The following is a 16,795-nucleotide window of genomic DNA, read 5'->3' as shown; positions in this document are numbered from 1 at the left end:
TGGGGCGGGAGTCGTTTGAGCTCACGCCGGAGGACGGCTCCGAGGCACGCTAAGGTTTCACGCTTTTCGACTCGAGCGCCACAAAAGCTGCAAGTTTTGAGGAAAACTCAAGTGCTTTGACGATTTCTCGAGTTCAGCGGGCGAGGCGAGGGTGGTGCGAACTTCTGGTTGTCGGCCAGAGCCGACCTTGGACCCCTCGCCCAACTCGGTCGGCAATGCGCCGTTAACCGGCCGTTAAGCCCCTGACTGCGGGCAGTGGCCGCTTCTCTAGCCGATGAACCCGAACTTCCGACTCTTGATCAGACCTTAACCATCTCCGCCGTGCGCTTATCTGAATGATTGGCGGGATGCCAACGATCAGAACTTGGGCTGGTTCTCCGGCGGTGTGTAGGGCACTTTGCCGTCACCATAGAACCGCTTGCGCGTGGCCTCGGCAACTCGGTTGCATAGCTCGTCGCCCAATCGAGCGCGTTCCAGCGGCTCTATGCCCTTTCCAGTGGAAATTGACTCAACAACAAACCGTGTGATCGGTGGTACAACGCCCCGATCTTGACCGCACCCGCACCCGCACCCGCACCCGCACCCGCACAGACCATGAGCTCTCCGATCGAAGCCCTCTTCACCACCGCGCTCGGCCTGCAGCCGCCCTGGTACGTCGCCAAGGTGGACCTCGACACCGCGAAGCGGCGGATCGACTTCGAAGTCGAGCACGCCGGCAAGCGCGTGCCCTGTCCGGCCTGTGGGGCGGCGCATCAGCCGGTCCACGATCGAGTGCGGCGCAGCTGGCGTCACCTGGACTTCTTTCAGTTCGAGGCGTGGCTCCATGCCGACATCCCGCGCGTGCAGTGCTCGGGCTGCGGCAAGACCACGCAGCTGCCGGTGCCGTGGGCTCGCGAGGGCAGCGGTTTCACGCTGCTGTTCGAGGCGCTGGGCCTGTCCCTGTGCAGCGAGTTGCCCGTGCGCCAGGCCGCCGCCCAGATGCGCGTCGCGCCCAAGCGGCTGTGGGGGCGGATCCGCCATTACGTTCACGGTGCACGCGCTCGGGATGACATGTCGGGCGTGCGCTACGTCGGCATCGACGAGACCAGCGTCAAGCGCGGGCACGCGTACATCACCGTGGTGCATGACCTGGAGGCCAAGCGCCTGCTGTTCGCCACGCCCGGGCGAGACCACGCGACCCTGCAGGCCTTTGCCCAGGACCTGCGCGCGCACGGTGGCGAGCCGGAGCGGATCGAGCACGCCTGCATCGACATGAGCGCGGCCTACGCCAAGGGGATTGCCCAGGCGCTGCCCACGGCGCAGGTCAGCTACGACCGTTTCCACGTCGTGGCCCTGGCCAATACGGCGATGGACGAGGTTCGCCGCGAGGAGATGCGCAGCGCCGCAGCCGCGGTCCGCGCGGCGGCCGGTACGGGAAACAAGAAGACGCTGCGCCAGCTGTTGTGGGCGATGCGCAAGAACCCGCCGCAATGGACGCCGGCACAGTGCGACGCGATGAACTGGCTGCAGCGCTCGGGCCTCAAGAGTGCGCGGGCGTGGCGGATGAAGCAGGGCCTGCGGCTCGTCTACCGCGAGGCGGCGGCGAGCAACTGCGAAGAGGTCGCCCGCGGGGCCTTGATGAAGTGGATCAGTTGGGCCCGACGCTCTCGCCTGGAACCCTTCAAGCGGCTCGGCGCCACGGTCAAGGCGCATCTGGGCGGCGTGCTCCGCGGCATGCTCGACGGGCGCAGCAACGCCTACGTCGAGGCGATGAACGGGCAGCTTCAGCAGACGAAGACCGCCGCCCGAGGCTTCCGCAACCTCGACAATTTCATCGCCGTCGCCTACCTGCGCATGTCCAAGCTCGAGCATCTACCGAAGAACCCCATGGTGCCGGCGATCCCCCGCGAATACGGGCGCTACCGTCATGTTTGTTGTTGAGTCAATTTCCACTGGAAAGGGCATAGAGCCGTTCCAGCTTGCATTGCTGGCGCAGCTCTTTCAGGCGCTCGGGGTTGGATGCCAATGCCTCCACAGTTGGCAGGTCTGCCTTTTGCGGCACTTCGGACTGGCCGCAGCCGGTCAATACCACGGCCAGCAAGAACGGAATGGCTTTCTTCATGGCTCGGGCTTCTCTAAAGAGTCAGGATGGACGGCCCGATATGGGCCGGTTGGCTTCGGGTGATTCGATGGCTTGGACCCGTTCAATGAAATGAGCCAACGTCTCCGAGGGGACACCATCAAGACGCAGTAGGTAGGTCGTGAGTACCGGCGAGCGTCCTGCCAGGGGTCGCGCTACGACACCCGGCTCCCGACTTGTCGCGATATGCGCGGCACCTGTCAGCCCCAGCGCAAAACCTGCAGATACCAGCGCCATCATCAGATCGGAGGAAGCGACCCGCTCGGCAATCAGCGGCTCCATATCCACCCGCCGCAGCACGCGCTCAACTTGTCGCGCATCGCCTTCGCATACCGTTGGATCGCACAGCACCAACGGATAACGCAGCAACTCTTCCAGCGGAATGCGCTTGTGCGCCAGTAGAGGATGGCGTGCCGGAACAGCCACCATAAGCGGGTCGCTCCATACCGGTTCGGCAATGAGTCCATCACCGACCTCATCGGATCGGGCGAAGCCCACGTCGTACAGGTCGTCATGCAGCCCCTTTATCTGCTGCGATAGCGGAACCTCGAACAGCCGGATTTCGACCTCGGGCTCTTCCTGCCGGCACAGCGCCAGCAGAGCAGGCAACCTAGATGGTGTGATGCCGTCCGACAAGGCAATGCGCAATTGGCCATGAAATCCATTAGCGGCCGCCTTTACACTGTCGCGCGCCTGCTGCAAGGCGGCGAAGACACGCCGGACATGTTCCAAGAATAGTTTGCCCGCGAGGGTCAGTCGTGTGCTGCGTGTGGTGCGGGCGAACAGCGTCACGCCCAGCTCCTCTTCTAACTCCTTGATCGCTCGCGATAGCGGAGACTGTTCGATATGCAGCCGCTCAGCAGCTCGGGCGAAGTGGAGTTCTTCGGCCACGGCCAGAAAGCAGCGCAAGTGACGAAGTTCCATGCGTCCCCTTCCTCACTGGGTGGCTGGCAAATCCTTGCCGTGATAACTGAGTTCCGCGTTGGCACAGATCGACGTCTCGCGGTGCATTCTTCTTGTGAGCACTCACCGGCACAGCCGGTCGGTTGCGCCCCATTCTTTAAGGCTTTCGAGAAGCCAGGAGCTTGCGAAGTGCGCCCAGAATGCCAACGCCAAGAGTCAAGCTGCTGCCAAGATTCTCGATGCGGTGGCCGGCTGCGGTGGCCAGTTGCACGATGCCTTGCGTATCGGCCGTGACTATTTCAAGCGCGGCGGCCTCCATCTCGGCAAGTGCCTCCAGTTCAGGGGAATGTGGCTCATGCAAGGTGTAACCCAGCAAAGTGAGCGCCGCCACCAAGTAAAGGGTAGCGATTGCCAGTGTTGCCCCGAGATCGCCGAGAGGAGCTTTGATGGCCAGGAACAGTGCATAAGTCGCCAGCCCGGAGGTAACGATGAACGCCGCGACAGCCAGAGCGGCGGTGACGCTGCGCCGCATGAGTTGTCGAAGCAGGACTTGGCGGCGCAGAAATGCGATGCGGCCATAAAGTTTTGCAGAGTTGAGAGTCGACATAGGAGACCTTTCAAGGAAAGCACAAATCGGTTATCGAGCCTGGTAACCGATGACGATGCCCGCAGCCAGGCCGATGCTAAGCGCGGCCAGCGCCGTCAAGCGCGGGTGCCTATTCAGATCGTCCGCAAACTCATCAAGGGTTTCGTTTACAGCTTTCAAGAAAGCGTCAGCATCGTGCAATTGAGAACGTGCTTCGCCGACGCCGGTCGCTTCTTCGATGGGCGGCGGGGCTTCATCATCCGGCTTCGGCCGTTGGCGAGCTTGCTCGGCGATCTGTACGCCAAGGGCTTTGATTTCATTTGCCAGATTCATCGCCTTTCCTCTTCAATAGAATTTTCCGGCTGTCACCTTCCCATGCATCTGCACATGCGCCAGAGACGAGAATGCGCAGGACATGTCTGCGTCTCCGGCATTAGGGAGATTACTTTTTAGCCTCGTCGATGGACTGGCGGATAGACGCATAGGTCTCAGAGAAAAGCCGCTGGGCTTCCCCATAGCTCTTTTTCGTGGTCTCCCATACCTCGGCCGAGGCTTTTGAGACCCGGGCCTTGGTCTCCTCCACGTCTGCATTCAGTGCAGCAATACGCCCTTCAATGGCTGCGCGCTGATCTGCCGCGAGCTTGGCCGCGTCGGCACGCAATCCAGCAAGCGCTTTCTGCTGCGCATTCAGTTCCGCCTCCAGTACGGCACGCTGTGTAGCGATGCTGGCCTTGCTTTCTTCAAGATACTTGTCTCGGGCGGCCTGGAAGGTGGCCCAATCGTTGTCGAGTGCCTGACGTGCTTCGGCGATCTGGGCATCGCTCCAGTCCTTTGCGTTGACTGCGGCATCTTGAGCCCGGCGGCGATAGGCATCCCGCTGCTTGCGCAGGTCCGCCAACGCCGCATCGGCCTTGGTACGCGCCTCGTCCCGGAGCCTGCTGGCGTCTTTTTCCAGGGCAGTAATGTTGGCATCAAGCTGGGCCAGCCGATCCTGCGACCACGCCAGTGCTTGATGAACCTTTGAGGGCTCCTTCTGCGTGGCGGCTGAAGCGGCCTGTGCTTCTGCATTTTGTGCCAGTGCGGGAGGGGCCGACAGCAGCGCTGCCTGAGTAAGCAGCGCCAAGGCGACCGTGGAAAAGCGAAGTTTCATGGTGATTTCTCCTGATGAGCCAAAACAAAAGCAATGCGGCGCCTAGGTTCAGAGAACCTTGGAAAAGGCATCCTTGATCTTCTGGACCGTGACGTCGTGAGCTGCCTTGGCATTGGTGAACCCCTGCTTGACGGCACGCCAGGATTCATCGCCGGCGTCCTTGACCTCGCCGATGCGCGCCTGGAACTTCTCGGCCTCAGTGGAAAGGTGATCGAACGCGGCATCGAGTTCGCCGCGGGCCTTCTCGACGGCATCGGCCGCTTGGTCACGCAACTCCTTCAGGGAGTTTTGCCACGCTTGCCGCTGTGCGCGCGCACGGACGACGACGATGCTGCGCACGGTTTTCACTTGGTCGCCGGTCGTGGCGACAAATTGCTGGAGGGCGGACTCGACCTCGACCCATTCGGCTTCGAGCTTGTCCTGAATCTCGCCCGCTTCCTGCTTCGCGGTATCCGCCTGGGCGCGCAGATCATCGTAGTACTGCTGCAGCTTCGCGCGGGATGCCGCGAGGCGTGCGCGAGCTGTATCGGCTTGCTTGCGGGCATCCTCCTTGATACTGGCGGCCGATTTCTCGACCTCGGAGAGAATGGCATCGGTCTCATCGAGACGCTGCTTCGCCCATGCGATGGTCTGGTGTACGTAGGATTGGAGAGTCATAGTGCATTTCCTTTCAGTTGAGAGGGATTGATGGAGTCAAGTGGGGCCTGTTTTTCGGTTCGCGCTGTCATCAGCCGGCCGAACAGCAAGAAAGCCGCTTCGGCAGAGATCGCGGACCATGTCCGTGATCTGCCTGACGGCTTCGTTCTGAATGCTTTGCCAGTCCATGCCACGGAGCATCACGCCGCGCAGAAACCTGAAACTGAAAATTGCCGTCAGAATTGCGATGACGCGCAGCCGCAGTGCCTCGTCATCGGAAGATCTGCCGCTAAACTGGCTGGCGGCATGCACTAGACGCTCCTGCAGCGGAGCGATTGCGCGTCCGTAAATCAGGGCGAAGGCGTCGTCGTTGTCGTAAGCGCAGCGGGCCACGAATGCCGTCCAGGCATGCGGCTCGGCTTCCTCCAGCATGGTGTGGAGCAGTTGGATCAGTGCGAGTTCGAAGCGAGCGGAAAGCCCGACGTCCGACGTATCGTCAAGCAAGGCTGCGGCTTCCGCGAAGCGAATGGCCGCATATTCGGCGATCATGTCCGCTGCGGCCAGATAGAGTTCCTTCTTGCTGCCGAAATGGTAGGGAATGGCCGACAGCGTGGTTTTAGCCGCTTGGGACAAGGCACGTGTGGTTGCCCCCTCGTAGCCAACGGCAGCGACAACGTCAATCGTCGCTTCGATCAACTGCGATCGGGTCTTGGCACTGCGGGCCTCGTGGCCGCTGGTTGTTTCGGCATGATTTGGCATACATCCTCCGACTGTTCCGATGAAAATATAGTTCATACGAACGATCTTTTCAATGGTAATGGAATTGCGAAAAATCGGGTGCCTCATGGTCAGTGGCAACGGTCATAGGGGTCTCAAGCCGATGAGGGACGTCGCCTGGCTGATCCGAAGCTCCTTTGAGGGCTTCGCCGCCTGGACCCAGACCTACCAGGCTGACAGCCTCCTGGAAGCCCTGAATGGGTTTTTCCAGGTCACCAAGCGTCAAACGCGCGGCCGGATCAGCTTCGAGAGGATGCGCACCGTGCTCTTTCGCATCGCCGTTAAGCTCGACTTCGCCCGGATCAACCCGCATGCCGCTGAACCCACTCGTCCCCCCGCTGCGAGGGTGCGACCGCGCACTGGTGCGAGCGAGCGCCGCTATCCTGTGCCACCAGGCGGGCAGGAGCGCCCACGCAGTACCGGTAGGTACGAGTTCACGTCCCAGCGTCGACTCGAACGCCCGAAGCCGCGCAAGGTATGACCGCACGTGGCGCGACTCCAAACGCTGCGGGTTAATCCGCCCGTAGTCCTCCACGAGCCGGGTGAACAGCGCGCGCAGGCGATCGGTGCGGGGATGCAAGTCATCTTCGACGTGCTCGGTGGCGAGTCGGGCGAGCTGGAGCCCGCGGTCGGCGAGACGGTGGAACTCCTGTGCGGCGGGGAAGCTGCCCAGGCGTTCGATCCGCTTGAGCGGCAGTTTCACGTATACCGCGAGCAGACGCCGCAAATCGGCGCGGATGGCCTGCGCCAGCGCCAAATGAGGACGGCTGGTCAAGGAGGAGTGCGCAGATTCCGAAGCTGGCCAGCATGCCCGCAGGTTCTCCACGTAGAGCCGCCGGTCGCCGAAGTAACCGGTGACCTGCCGGGTCGCTGCCTGCTCAAGCGCATCCCGCGGTGCATCGCTCAGGACGCGCGCCATCGAGCGCAATGGCTGCCCGACCGACAGCGGAAAACGGGAGAAGCGGTAGCTTGCCTGCGTTCCAGGCAGCAATCGGTAGGCCACCAGTTCTTCCCGCAAGGAAGTATCGGCCTCGAAGTGCGCCCGCATCCGCTCGAACAAATCCAGCGGCATGCTCGGCAGACCCGCCCGGTCGTACAAGGAGCGGTCGTCGTAGCCACCGGCGGCGAGAATTCGCGCAACCACGTCGGCGCAATTGAGATCGCTCCTGCTCCAGCGCAGGCTTGCGTCCCGGAATCCGTTTTCGATGCGGTGGGCCTCGGCCACCATCGCCGCACGGCGCTCGGCGGGAATGCCCTGGACCCGCAGCCCGAGCGTCTCACGGCCATAGGCCATGCCGTAGGTGTTGGTGTGAACTTGCGAACGGGACGGACGATGGATGCCGTACAGGTAGTCCGCCAGGCTCACGTGCTGCAGGAAGTTCGGGTCGACGGACGGGTCCGCGATGTAGTTCGCGCTGTAGACGGTGTCGCCGATGCGCACGGCAAGATGCCCGAACGGGTTTTCGAGAACGACCCGTTGCGGCGTTTTGGACGTGGCGTAGGACAACAGCAGCTCGACCTCTGCCGGTGCTTCGGAATCCAGTTGCGCCAGCGCCTGATCGATGCCCTGGACGGGCGCGCCGTTCTCGACGCCATAGCCGGGCAGCGGGCGGCCTGGCCGGAAGCCATCGTCCAGCGCAAACCGCACGATGCTCGCGATGTCGATGCCCTGCCGGAACTCCTGCTGGGCTCGCAGCATGGCCTCGCGCTCGGCAGGGTCGCCCAGCAGTTCCATCACGGATCTGCCCGCATCGTCGGCGCTGGCCGCGAACCGGGCCAGGCCCTGGCGCAGGAACAGCGCGGCGTTTTCGCGTTCATGCCCGCTGATCACGTCGAGCAGCACGGTCGGCACCCCGAGGGCAAAAGCCTCTGCGGGCGTCATCCCGCCGGCCTTGGTGACCAGGATGTCGGTGGCTGCCATGCACGACGCCATCTCGCTGCGCGGCAGCAGCCCCAGCGGCTTCAACGTCACCGTGTCCGGCAGCCTTTCGCGCAGATCGGCAAGCGCCTCGTATTGCCGCGTATTCGTGCCGCACACTGCGATGATCTGCAGGCGGCCCGGGCGGCGGCGAACGATGCTTTCGACGACCCCCAGATAGTCGCCCGCTCCTTCCTTGCCGCCGGTCAGCAGCAGTGTCGGCACCTCCAACGACAGCCCAAGGCCCTGGAGCGTGGCACGGCGGGCGTCGGCGGATGCCGCGGGAATCCGCACCGGCATGCCGCTGGTAACGATTTTATCGGCCGGAACGCCTGCGGCCAGCCAGCGCGTTTTCAGTTCCGGGTGGGCAAGAAAGGTACGGTCGATCCGCTTGGAGATGCGCGGGAAATAGCCCTCGAAGAAATCCGTATGCAGCCAACCGATTCTCGTGTCGGACAGCAGTCCTTTTTCCCGCAAGGTTCCCAGCACTTGGGCCGCCCCGTAATGGCTGGCGAGAACGGCATCAGGCCGCTGCGCGGTCAAGTAGGCCGATACGCTTTCTTCTGGATAATCGTTGGGCAGCATCGACAGCGAGGCCACACGGCTGCCGCGCGCCTGCATCGTACGGAACAGACTCTCGAAGCACTCCGGCAGATGGTTGGCGACGAACCAGTACAGGCGCTCGTCAACCCGTCGCCACACCGGATGCATGAACGTGCGGATGTCCTGCATCAGCACCCGGGTCGCCGGAGATTGCCGCCGTATCTCGTCCTGAATGGATTGCGCGGCACTGATGTGTCCGTATCCGATGGAAGAATAGAAGATGACGACCTTCCCGGTGGTGCTCATCGTCCTCTCCCGCTGCGCAGAATGGAAAGCAGAAGCCATAGGCTGCCGACTGTCGCGCCAAGGAATCCGAGAAAGCCAAAGACCGGCAACCCCAGGAGCGTCGGCCCTCCCGACACGGTCATGACGATGGACGAACCGACGATGAGCGCGGCGACGACGATCCCGATCACCAGACGGTTGGCGGCATTGTCGAGCTGATCGCCGACCCGTCTCAGATGGGTGACGTCGATGTGTACTTCCAGGCGACCGCGGCGGGCGGCTCGCAGCAACCGGGAGATGTCCTGGGGCAAGCCAGCCAACAACGAGAAGATGTCACCGGCCGCCCGCCGCCCCCGTCTGAGCAGCGCTGCCGGGGAGTAGCGCGCGTGCATGGCACGCTCCAGCAGCGGCAGTGCCTGGTTGGCCATGTCGAAACCGGGATCGAGTTCACGGCCCAAGCCTTCCAGTGTGACGAAGGCTTTGACCAGCAGGGACAGATCGTTGGGCAGGGCGAGGTGATGCTGGCGCGGGATCGCCACGAGGTCGGACAACATTACGCTCAACCGCAGTTGCTTCAGTGGCACGCCGTGGTAGCGATCTATGAAAGACTGGACTTCCGACAACAGATCCTGCTCATTTGCCACACCGTCGCTCGTCCATTCGAGCATGACGTCGACGACGCTGCGGGCGTCGTTCCTCACCAGCCCCAGCAGCAGGCGGATCAACTGGTCGCGGCGTTCCTCCTCCAGCCTGCCAACCATGCCAAAGTCGATGAAGGCGATTCGATTGCCCGGCAAATAGAACACGTTGCCCGGATGGGGGTCAGCGTGAAACACCCCGTCCTCGACGATCATCTTCAGTACGGCATTGGCGCCACGCCGTGCGAGCATCTTGCGGTCCAGGCCAGCCTGATCTACGGCCTGAAGCCTGCGCCCGGAAATACCACCAATGAATTCCTGTACGCAGACCCGCTCGCCGGTCCACTGCCAATACACGCGGGGAATGACGATGATGGGATGTGCGCCATCCGCGTCCGGCTTCTCCTCGCCCGGGACGACAGGAGGAGAGTCCTGATCGGTATAGCCGGTGAAGTTCTCGGCGATGCGTTCGGCATTGCGGCATTCGCCGGCGAAATCGAGTTCATTGCGCAGCGACTGGCCGAACTGGCGCACCATCTCGCGCGGATGCAGGACGCGCCATTCCGCGCTCTCCGTCTCAGCGAGTTCGGCCAAGCGCGCAAGCCAGCGCAGATCGGCTTCCAGAATGGGCCGAATGCCGGGCCTGCGCACCTTGACCACGACTTCGCTGCCATCGTCGAGACGCGCCCGATGCACCTGCGCAATGGAAGCGGCCGCCAAGGGCTCGGGATCGAAGGCCGCGAAGATTTCCTCGGGCGGCGCGCCGAGGTCTTCGGTGAGCTGCTGATGTACGGCTGCCCAGGGAGCGGGCGGCGCGCTGTCCTGTAATTTCCCGAATTCGGCGGTCCACTCGGGTTCGAGTAGATCGACCCGGGTAGCGAGCACCTGGCCGAGTTTGACGAAAGTCGGCCCCATCTCCTCCAGCGCCCGCCGCACTCGTTCAGGGGGCGTCATGTGGGCGAAGTCTGTCGCTTCGTTCCAGTGCAGTGCCGTCCCCGCCCGCTCCAAGGCGTTGGACAGCCCCATCCGGCGCACCATGTCGCCAAACCCGTAGCGGATCAGGATCGAGGCGATTTCGTGCAAACGCCGTAGATCACGCATCGCGGTCAGTGCCTGCCAGAGCATTGCGCCTCCTCATCTTTTCGGGGGCTGGTTGATGCCACCGCCCAGCGCTGCGTACAGCCCGATTTGGCTTGACAATGCCGCCCTGCGTACCTGCACCAGTTGCTGCTCGACGGCAAGCAGGTCGCGCTCGGCGTCCAGCACCTCCAGGTGCGCCGCCGAGCCGGCATCGAACAGCGTTCGCGCCAGTTTCAAACGCTCACTCTGCTCGGCGTGGGCCTGGCGTGCCACGATAAGCTGCTCGGTGAGCTTCTGCCTTGCGGCCAGGGCGTCGGAAACGTCGCGAAACGCTGCTTGGATCGCGCCTTCGTATTCGGCAATGGCGATGTCACGCCGCACGACGCTAACGTCGAGATTGGCCTGTCGCATGCCGGCATCGAAGATCGGTAGTTCGATCGTCGGCTGGAACAACCACGCCCGGGTGCCCGACGAAAACAGGTCGCTCAGGCTGGTGCTGACCGAGCCGGCACCACCGGTCAGTGCGATGCGCGGGAAGAATGCGGCGCGCGCCGCACCGATGTTGGCTTGGCGTGCCCGCAGCGCATGCTCGGCGGCCAGGATGTCCGGGCGGTTGACCAAGAGGTCCGATGGCAGCCCGGGCCTCAGTTCGGGCATGACCAGGGCTTCATCCATCGGGGCTGATGACGGCGGCAATTGGGGTTCGCTGCCGAGCAGTAGCGCCAGGGCATTGCGCTGCTGTTCGCGCGCAAGCTCCAGTTGCACCTGCAGGGCTTTGCCCTGGCTGAGCAGGGTGCGCACTTGGGTCAGTTCCAGCCGCGAGCCATGGCCCAGCTCCAAGCGCTTCTGGAAGATTTGCGCCAGCTCTTGCTGGTTTTCAACCGTGCGCCTTGCCAGCGAAATGCGCTCGTCGAGTTCGCGCAGGCCCAGGTAGGCATCAGCGACCTGGGCGACCAGCGCCAATTCCACGGCGCGCTGGCCCTGCTCGGTGGCCAGCCATTGCTCCAATGCGGCGGTCTTCATGCTGCGTACGCGGCCCCACAGGTCCAGCTCCCAACTGCTGATGCCCACGGAGGCTACGTTGACCTCCAGGACCGAGCGGCCCGCCAGCGGCTGTAGCCCATCGGGCAGGCCGGCGCGGATTTGCTGCGCCCCCACGCCGACCATTGGCGCCTGCTGCGCACGCTGGATGCGAAAGGCGGCACGCGCTTCCTCGGTGCGCAGCACCGCCACGCGCAGATCGCGGTTGTTTTCCAGCGCGGTCTCGATCAGCGCCTGCAAGGCCGGGTCGGTGAAGTACTCGCGCCAGGCCAATTCAGTCGCGGCCGCACCACTTGGCGCGTCAGGCTGCGTCCGCCAGTTCGATGCGACGGGGAGTGCGATGGGATCGAGCGCGGGTGCCAGCGAGGCGCAACCGCTCAGCATCGCCAGCACTGCCACGGCCAGCGTGCCGACGAGCCGATGGTGAACCGACGGGCCGGTTTCATGGCCTGCGCGGGCTTGGCGATGGCTAGCCGATGATGTGCCGTGGTCCTTCTCATGCATGATCTGCTCCTGGGGACGTAGGGGCCGCATGACGTTTTGCATGCAACTCATAGAGCAGCGGCACGACGAACACAGTCAGCGCAGTCGAGACCAGCGTGCCGAAGATCAGCGAAATGGCCAGCCCCCCGAAGACTGGGTCGGTCACCATGATGGCCGAGCCGAAGATGATCGCCAGCATCGTCAGCAGGATCGGCCGCAGACGCACCGCGCCGGCCTCGCGTACGGCATCCTCCAGCGGCATGCCGTGCCTGATGTTGTCCTGGATGAAGTCGATGATCAGCAGCGAGTTGCGGATCACCACGCCCGCCAGGGCGATGATGCCGACCATGGATGTCGCGGAGAAATCCACGCCGACCAGCCAGTGCCCCGGAAAAATGCCGATGATGCCCAGCGGCACGGCTGACATGGCCACCAGCGGAATGATGAACGAGCGGTAATAAGCGACCAGCGCGAAATAAATGATGAGCAGCGCGCCGCTGAGCGAGATCGTGAGATCCCGGTATACGTCCATCGTCATGCGCATCTCGCCGCCCCACAGTAACTGGTAGCCGTCGATGGTGTCGGGTACGTCCTCCTTGAAGCGCAGGTTGCCGGTGCGCAGCGGACGTCCGTCCGGCGCGGTGATGCCATGCAGGCGCCGTTGCAGGTCGAGCACGGCGTACAGCGGCACCGAGTCCGACAGTTCCGCACCGACGAAGGTGACCTTCTCGTTGTCGCGGTGCAGGATGGGGCGATCGACCGATGCGGGGGCCACTTTGACCAACTCCGCCAGCGGCACGGGCTGGCCGGCAGCGTTGTCCACGAATACCCGGTCGAGCCGGGCGGGATCGACCTCGAAGCGGCGCGGCACGAAGGCCCTGACTGATACCGGCAGTTTCTCGTCCGGCAGGTGGGCGCGGCCGAGGGTGGTGCCGCCGTAGACCAGCGCCAGCGCCTCGGCAATCTGCGCAGTCGAGACGCCGGAGAGCGCGGCCTTGTCCTTGTCCGGCACGATGCGGTGCTCCGGCACGTCTTCCGGCTCGGTATCGGTGATATCGACGATGTCGTAGGTCTGTGCGAAGGCCCCGCGTACCTGGGCCGACAGTGCGCGCAGACCCTCGGCGTCCGGGCCATAGATTTCCGCCAAAACAGTCGAGCGCAGCGGCGGACCCGGCGGCTGCTCGACCAGCGCCACCTCGGCACCGGGCCAGGCAGCGCGAATGGTCTCCACTTTGGGACGCAATTCGCGCACGATGTCGATGGAGCTTTCCTTGCGGTGACGCTTGTCGATGAGGTTGACGCGGATTTCCGCGATGTGGCTGCCGGCACGCGCGGCCGTGCCCTTGAACAGGCCGTTGAAGTCGGCCACACCTGCCTGGCCGACCCAAGTCTGGTAGTTGAGCACCTGCGATTCCTGCGCCAGCACTGCGGTGACCTGGCGCACCAGGCGATCGGTGTCTTCCACCGGCGTGGTTTCCGGCATCGAAACCACCACGTTGAAGGTGTTCTGGTCGTCCTTGGGCAGAAAGCCGATCGGCACGCCCAGCGCGGACACGGCCCCGCCCACGCCCGCCGGACGGACGAACTGCCAGGCGCCTTGCATCAGCGAGACCGTCATCAGCAGCAGCACCGCCAGAGCGAAGCCGATGCGCACGTTTCTGTATTGCTGTAAGGGGCTGAACAGGCGCAGGTAGAGGCGCTCGATCCGCCCCGGTGTATCATGGCCATGGGACTGTTGCCCGTGCGCTGATTCTTCCTGCCGGATGTCGTGGCGATGAAGCCAGCGATTGGATGCCCACGGTACGACGATGTAGGCCACCACGATGGAGGCGGCCATGGCAACTGGCACGGTGACCGCCACCGGGAAAAAATACTGGCGCGGCATGCCGGTCAAGGCCAGCAGCAAGGTAATGAAAACCAGCATCACCGCGAAGGTGGCCAGGTTGGTGGCGTTGCCGATCTCGTTGGTCGCCAGCACGGTTTCCGCTTCCTTGTCTGCCTTCGGTTTGCGGCTGGCGTAGTGGCGGTGGATGTTCTCGATGACCACGATGGCGGCATCCACCAGCAGTCCTAGCGCCAGGATCAGGGCGAAAAGCGTGACGCGGTTGATAGTGACGCCGCCCAGCAGGTTGGCCGTCAGCGTGATACCCATGATCAACGGCACCGTGATCATCACGATCAACGCCTCGCGCCAGCCCAGGAAGAGGATCAGCACCAGGCCCACGGTGACCAGGGCGATCGTCAGGTGTTCCAGCAGCAGGTTGACCGCGTCGTCGGCCTTCTGGCCGTCGTTGCGCGTCACCACGACCTGGATGTCCTGGGGCACGAAGGTGGCCTGCATGCGCTGCATGCGGTCGATCACTGCATTGGCGACCACCACGGCATTGGTGCCCTTCTTTTTGGCCACGGCGATGGTGACGGCGGGCAGGTCTGTGGCATCGGCCGTGCCAAAGCGTGGATCACCGAGACCGAAGGAGAGGCGGCTGGCCGTGGTTGGCTCCGACGGCGGGCCGTCGGTAACGGTGGCCACGTCGCGCACGTAAACCGGCCGCTTGTCGCGCACGGCGATGAGCTGGTTACGCACATCCTCGGCCGAGGTGTAGGCCGCATCCAGCTTGATGGCTTGTACCTGGCCGTCACGTACGGTGGGCGGCAGTGGCAACGTCAGGTTGCTGATTGGGAAGGCCGCTCGGGCTTGGCCCAGGGTCACGCCGTAAGCCTGTAGGCGATCGGGGTCCAGTTCGATGGTGATTTCGCGGTGCTGCCCGCCGCGCAGCGACACCACCGAGACGTTCTCGGTACTGCGCAGGCGCTCGGCCATGCGTTCGGCCATGCGGTTGAGCGCGTAGTCATCGTATTTCGACGAAGCCAGCGTGAAGGTGACGATCGGCACGTCGTCCGCGTCGACGCTTTGCACCAATGGCGTCGTGGCATCGGCAGGCAGCCAGGCGCGGCTGGCCATCACGCGGTCATAGAGCTTGACCAGTGACTGCTCCTTGGATTCGCCGACCTTGAATTGCACCTGAACGATTCCCTGTGAGTTGCGGGAAGTGCTCTCGATGTGATCGACGCCGGGCAGTTCGCTCAGGATGCCTTCGAGGGGCGTGACCACCAGCGATTCGACCTCACTGGCAGAGGCGCCCGGCAAGCCGACCATAACGGCGGCGGCGGGCACGATGATCTGCGGGTTCTCCTCGCGCGGGGTCTGCAGCACCGCCACGACACCCATCAACGCCACGGCGATGATGAAGACCAGCGTGAGCTTGGAGGTGATGAAGTGCTTCGCGAGAAAACCCGCGAAGTTCAGGCGCCGCGACGTCATCGCGCGCCCCCGACGGCCTGGATCGGCATGCCGTCATGGACGGTGTCGGCGACGCTGGCGAGGATGGTTTCTCCGTCCGACAGGCCCGCGGTCACCTCCACCACATCGCCCAGGCGCTGGCCTGTGCGCAGCCAGCGAAAACGCGCCACACCTTCCTGCAGCACGAACACGCCGTCCAAACCGCCGCGCCGCACGAGGGCCGTACGCGGCACCGTGACGGCCCGCTTCTCGTCCAGCAGGATTTCGAGACGGCCGAACATTCCCGGCAGCAGGCGCGCGTCCCGCGGCAGCACGATGTCCACCTCGTAGCGGCGGGTCACGCCATCGCCCGATGGCACCACGCCCCGGACCCGTCCCTTGAAGCGCTCATCGCCCAGCGCGTCGATGCGCACGGGAATCAAGTCACCGGACTTGATTGCCGCCAGGCTGCGCTCAGGTACGAACGCCTTGAACAGCAAGACCTCACGCGACTCCACCGTCATCAGCGGCGCGCCGGGAGTGGCCATCTCACCGCTGCGCCGGGCCACCGAGACGACCACGCCATCCACCGGACTGGTGATGGCCACGTAGTTGCGCTGCGCTTGTGCCGCCGCCAGCGCCGATTGCGCTTGCTCCAGCGTCGCGCGGGTGGTTTCCTCCCGCACCCTGGACTTGCGCAGCGCGTCGGCCGAGATCGCGCCAGCCGGCACCAGTTGCGCATTCTGGTTCACGTCGTACTGCGCATCCCGCCAAGCCTCCTGGGCGGCCTGCACGCCGGCGCGTGCCTGCGCGATAGCCGCGTCGATGTCAGAGGCGTCGATGCGCAACAGCAGGTCGCCGCGCCTGACCGCCTGGCCCTCGCGAACATCGAGCTGGCGAATGAATCCGGTCACGCGCGAAGCTACGTCGATGCGTCCGTCAGAGACGACGCTGCCAGTCACATCGTTGGTAACAGGTAATCGTGCCTGCCGTACCACAGCGACTTCTGCAGCCACCGGCGTGGCCACGGATCTAGACGAGATTGAGCCATCAGTGCAGGCAGCGAGCAGAAGTACACACATGGACAGCACGGCCACCGTGCACGCCTGCACGCTCCTGCCCGTGCTCAAAGTGCCAGTCTCCCGGACCGACGGCACGGGTCTATGGAGGTCGAGCGCATAGGTAGTCAAGCGATTCATGAGTGTCTCGAAGGTCTTGGTTATGTCAGATTCTAATAGAGTTCGTACGATCGAACTATATTTTATCGAATAATTTGGTCAAGTGCGGAACGAGCGGATGACCTCCGTGCTCGCTCGATGTTTTCTTGATCGGAAGGTGTGCAAGCCCTCCGTATCG

General features: G+C 63.7%; 12 protein-coding genes and 2 pseudogenes. 2 read left to right on the top strand and 12 right to left on the bottom strand.

Annotation, left to right across the window (positions count from 1 at the left end; translation table 11 throughout):
- The first annotated feature begins 594 nt into the window (after positions 1–594).
- Entirely contained in the window at positions 595–1,920 is a 1,326-nt protein-coding gene (locus TMZ1T_RS01575) for an ISL3 family transposase (protein ID WP_004265459.1), read from the top strand.
- A gap of 1 nt (position 1,921) precedes the next feature.
- Here the strand turns inward: TMZ1T_RS01575 and TMZ1T_RS20395 are convergent, their stop codons facing one another.
- The 7 genes from TMZ1T_RS20395 to TMZ1T_RS01545 form a co-directional block, all read right to left on the bottom strand.
- Positions 1,922–2,101 carry a hypothetical protein gene (locus TMZ1T_RS20395; RefSeq protein ID WP_012584384.1) on the bottom strand — a complete coding sequence of 60 codons (180 nt, stop codon included), beginning with the start codon at positions 2,099–2,101 and terminating at the stop codon, positions 1,922–1,924.
- A gap of 21 nt (positions 2,102–2,122) precedes the next feature.
- Complete coding sequence (locus tag TMZ1T_RS01570; protein ID WP_012584383.1) at positions 2,123–3,043, bottom strand: LysR family transcriptional regulator; 921 nt, start codon at positions 3,041–3,043, stop codon at positions 2,123–2,125.
- A 136-nt stretch (positions 3,044–3,179) separates the two neighbouring features.
- A complete protein-coding gene (locus TMZ1T_RS01565; protein WP_012584382.1) occupies positions 3,180–3,629 on the bottom strand; it encodes a hypothetical protein in 450 nt (149 codons plus the stop codon).
- Between the two features lie 30 nt (positions 3,630–3,659).
- Entirely contained in the window at positions 3,660–3,941 is a 282-nt protein-coding gene (locus tag TMZ1T_RS01560) for a hypothetical protein (protein WP_012584381.1), read from the bottom strand.
- Between the two features lie 109 nt (positions 3,942–4,050).
- A complete protein-coding gene (locus TMZ1T_RS01555; RefSeq protein ID WP_012584380.1) occupies positions 4,051–4,758 on the bottom strand; it encodes a coiled-coil domain-containing protein in 708 nt (235 codons plus the stop codon).
- 48 nt (positions 4,759–4,806) lie between these two features.
- Complete coding sequence (locus TMZ1T_RS01550) at positions 4,807–5,415, bottom strand: sll1863 family stress response protein (RefSeq protein WP_012584379.1); 609 nt, start codon at positions 5,413–5,415, stop codon at positions 4,807–4,809.
- A gap of 36 nt (positions 5,416–5,451) precedes the next feature.
- Complete coding sequence (locus TMZ1T_RS01545) at positions 5,452–6,189, bottom strand: CerR family C-terminal domain-containing protein (RefSeq protein ID WP_222702374.1); 738 nt, start codon at positions 6,187–6,189, stop codon at positions 5,452–5,454.
- 76 nt (positions 6,190–6,265) lie between these two features.
- On the opposite strand from TMZ1T_RS01545, the pseudogene TMZ1T_RS21465 reads away from it, so the two are divergent.
- Positions 6,266–6,490 (top strand): annotated as a pseudogene (locus TMZ1T_RS21465) (ISL3 family transposase); the annotation flags it as partial.
- Between the two features lie 1,431 nt (positions 6,491–7,921).
- On the opposite strand, the pseudogene TMZ1T_RS21460 reads toward TMZ1T_RS21465, so the two are convergent.
- From TMZ1T_RS21460 to TMZ1T_RS01520, 5 genes and pseudogenes are all read right to left on the bottom strand, one after another.
- Positions 7,922–8,938, bottom strand: a pseudogene (locus TMZ1T_RS21460) (MGDG synthase family glycosyltransferase); the annotation flags it as partial.
- Complete coding sequence (locus TMZ1T_RS01535; protein ID WP_012584376.1) at positions 8,935–10,680, bottom strand: ABC1 kinase family protein; 1,746 nt, start codon at positions 10,678–10,680, stop codon at positions 8,935–8,937. The gene TMZ1T_RS01535 and the pseudogene TMZ1T_RS21460, both read right to left, overlap by 4 nt.
- 9 nt (positions 10,681–10,689) lie before the next feature.
- Entirely contained in the window at positions 10,690–12,180 is a 1,491-nt protein-coding gene (locus TMZ1T_RS01530; RefSeq protein WP_012584375.1) for an efflux transporter outer membrane subunit, read from the bottom strand.
- Positions 12,173–15,481 (bottom strand): efflux RND transporter permease subunit, encoded by a 3,309-nt coding sequence (locus TMZ1T_RS01525; protein ID WP_012584374.1) that lies wholly within the window; start codon positions 15,479–15,481, stop codon positions 12,173–12,175. Before TMZ1T_RS01525 ends, TMZ1T_RS01530 begins: the two co-directional genes overlap by 8 nt.
- On the bottom strand, positions 15,478–16,536 hold the full coding sequence (locus TMZ1T_RS01520) for an efflux RND transporter periplasmic adaptor subunit (RefSeq protein WP_217683748.1): 1,059 nt from the start codon (positions 16,534–16,536) through the stop codon (positions 15,478–15,480). The genes TMZ1T_RS01525 and TMZ1T_RS01520 overlap by 4 nt, the downstream gene beginning before the upstream one ends.
- Between the last annotated feature and the right edge of the window lie 259 nt (positions 16,537–16,795).

The organism is Thauera aminoaromatica (assembly GCF_000021765.1).
Classification (GTDB): domain Bacteria; phylum Pseudomonadota; class Gammaproteobacteria; order Burkholderiales; family Rhodocyclaceae; genus Thauera; species Thauera aminoaromatica.
Note: the sequence above shows the minus strand (reverse complement) of the source record. Positions and strands in the feature narration are given on the sequence as shown.

Bases quoted from the DNA above. Each gene is read 5' to 3' on its own strand.
- TMZ1T_RS01570 (WP_012584383.1), bottom strand. From the start codon at position 3,043: ATGGAACTTCGTCACTTGCGCTGCTTTCTGGCCGTGGCCGAAGAACTC.
- TMZ1T_RS01550 (WP_012584379.1), bottom strand. From the start codon at position 5,415: ATGACTCTCCAATCCTACGTACACCAGACCATCGCATGGGCGAAGCAG.
- TMZ1T_RS01535 (WP_012584376.1), bottom strand. From the start codon at position 10,680: ATGCTCTGGCAGGCACTGACCGCGATGCGTGATCTACGGCGTTTGCAC.
- TMZ1T_RS01565 (WP_012584382.1), bottom strand. From the start codon at position 3,629: ATGTCGACTCTCAACTCTGCAAAACTTTATGGCCGCATCGCATTTCTG.
- TMZ1T_RS01555 (WP_012584380.1), bottom strand. From the start codon at position 4,758: ATGAAACTTCGCTTTTCCACGGTCGCCTTGGCGCTGCTTACTCAGGCA.
- TMZ1T_RS01545 (WP_222702374.1), bottom strand. From the start codon at position 6,189: ATGAACTATATTTTCATCGGAACAGTCGGAGGATGTATGCCAAATCAT.
- TMZ1T_RS01525 (WP_012584374.1), bottom strand. From the start codon at position 15,481: ATGACGTCGCGGCGCCTGAACTTCGCGGGTTTTCTCGCGAAGCACTTC.
- TMZ1T_RS01530 (WP_012584375.1), bottom strand. From the start codon at position 12,180: ATGCATGAGAAGGACCACGGCACATCATCGGCTAGCCATCGCCAAGCC.
- TMZ1T_RS20395 (WP_012584384.1), bottom strand. From the start codon at position 2,101: ATGAAGAAAGCCATTCCGTTCTTGCTGGCCGTGGTATTGACCGGCTGC.
- TMZ1T_RS01575 (WP_004265459.1), top strand. From the start codon at position 595: ATGAGCTCTCCGATCGAAGCCCTCTTCACCACCGCGCTCGGCCTGCAG.
- TMZ1T_RS01560 (WP_012584381.1), bottom strand. From the start codon at position 3,941: ATGAATCTGGCAAATGAAATCAAAGCCCTTGGCGTACAGATCGCCGAG.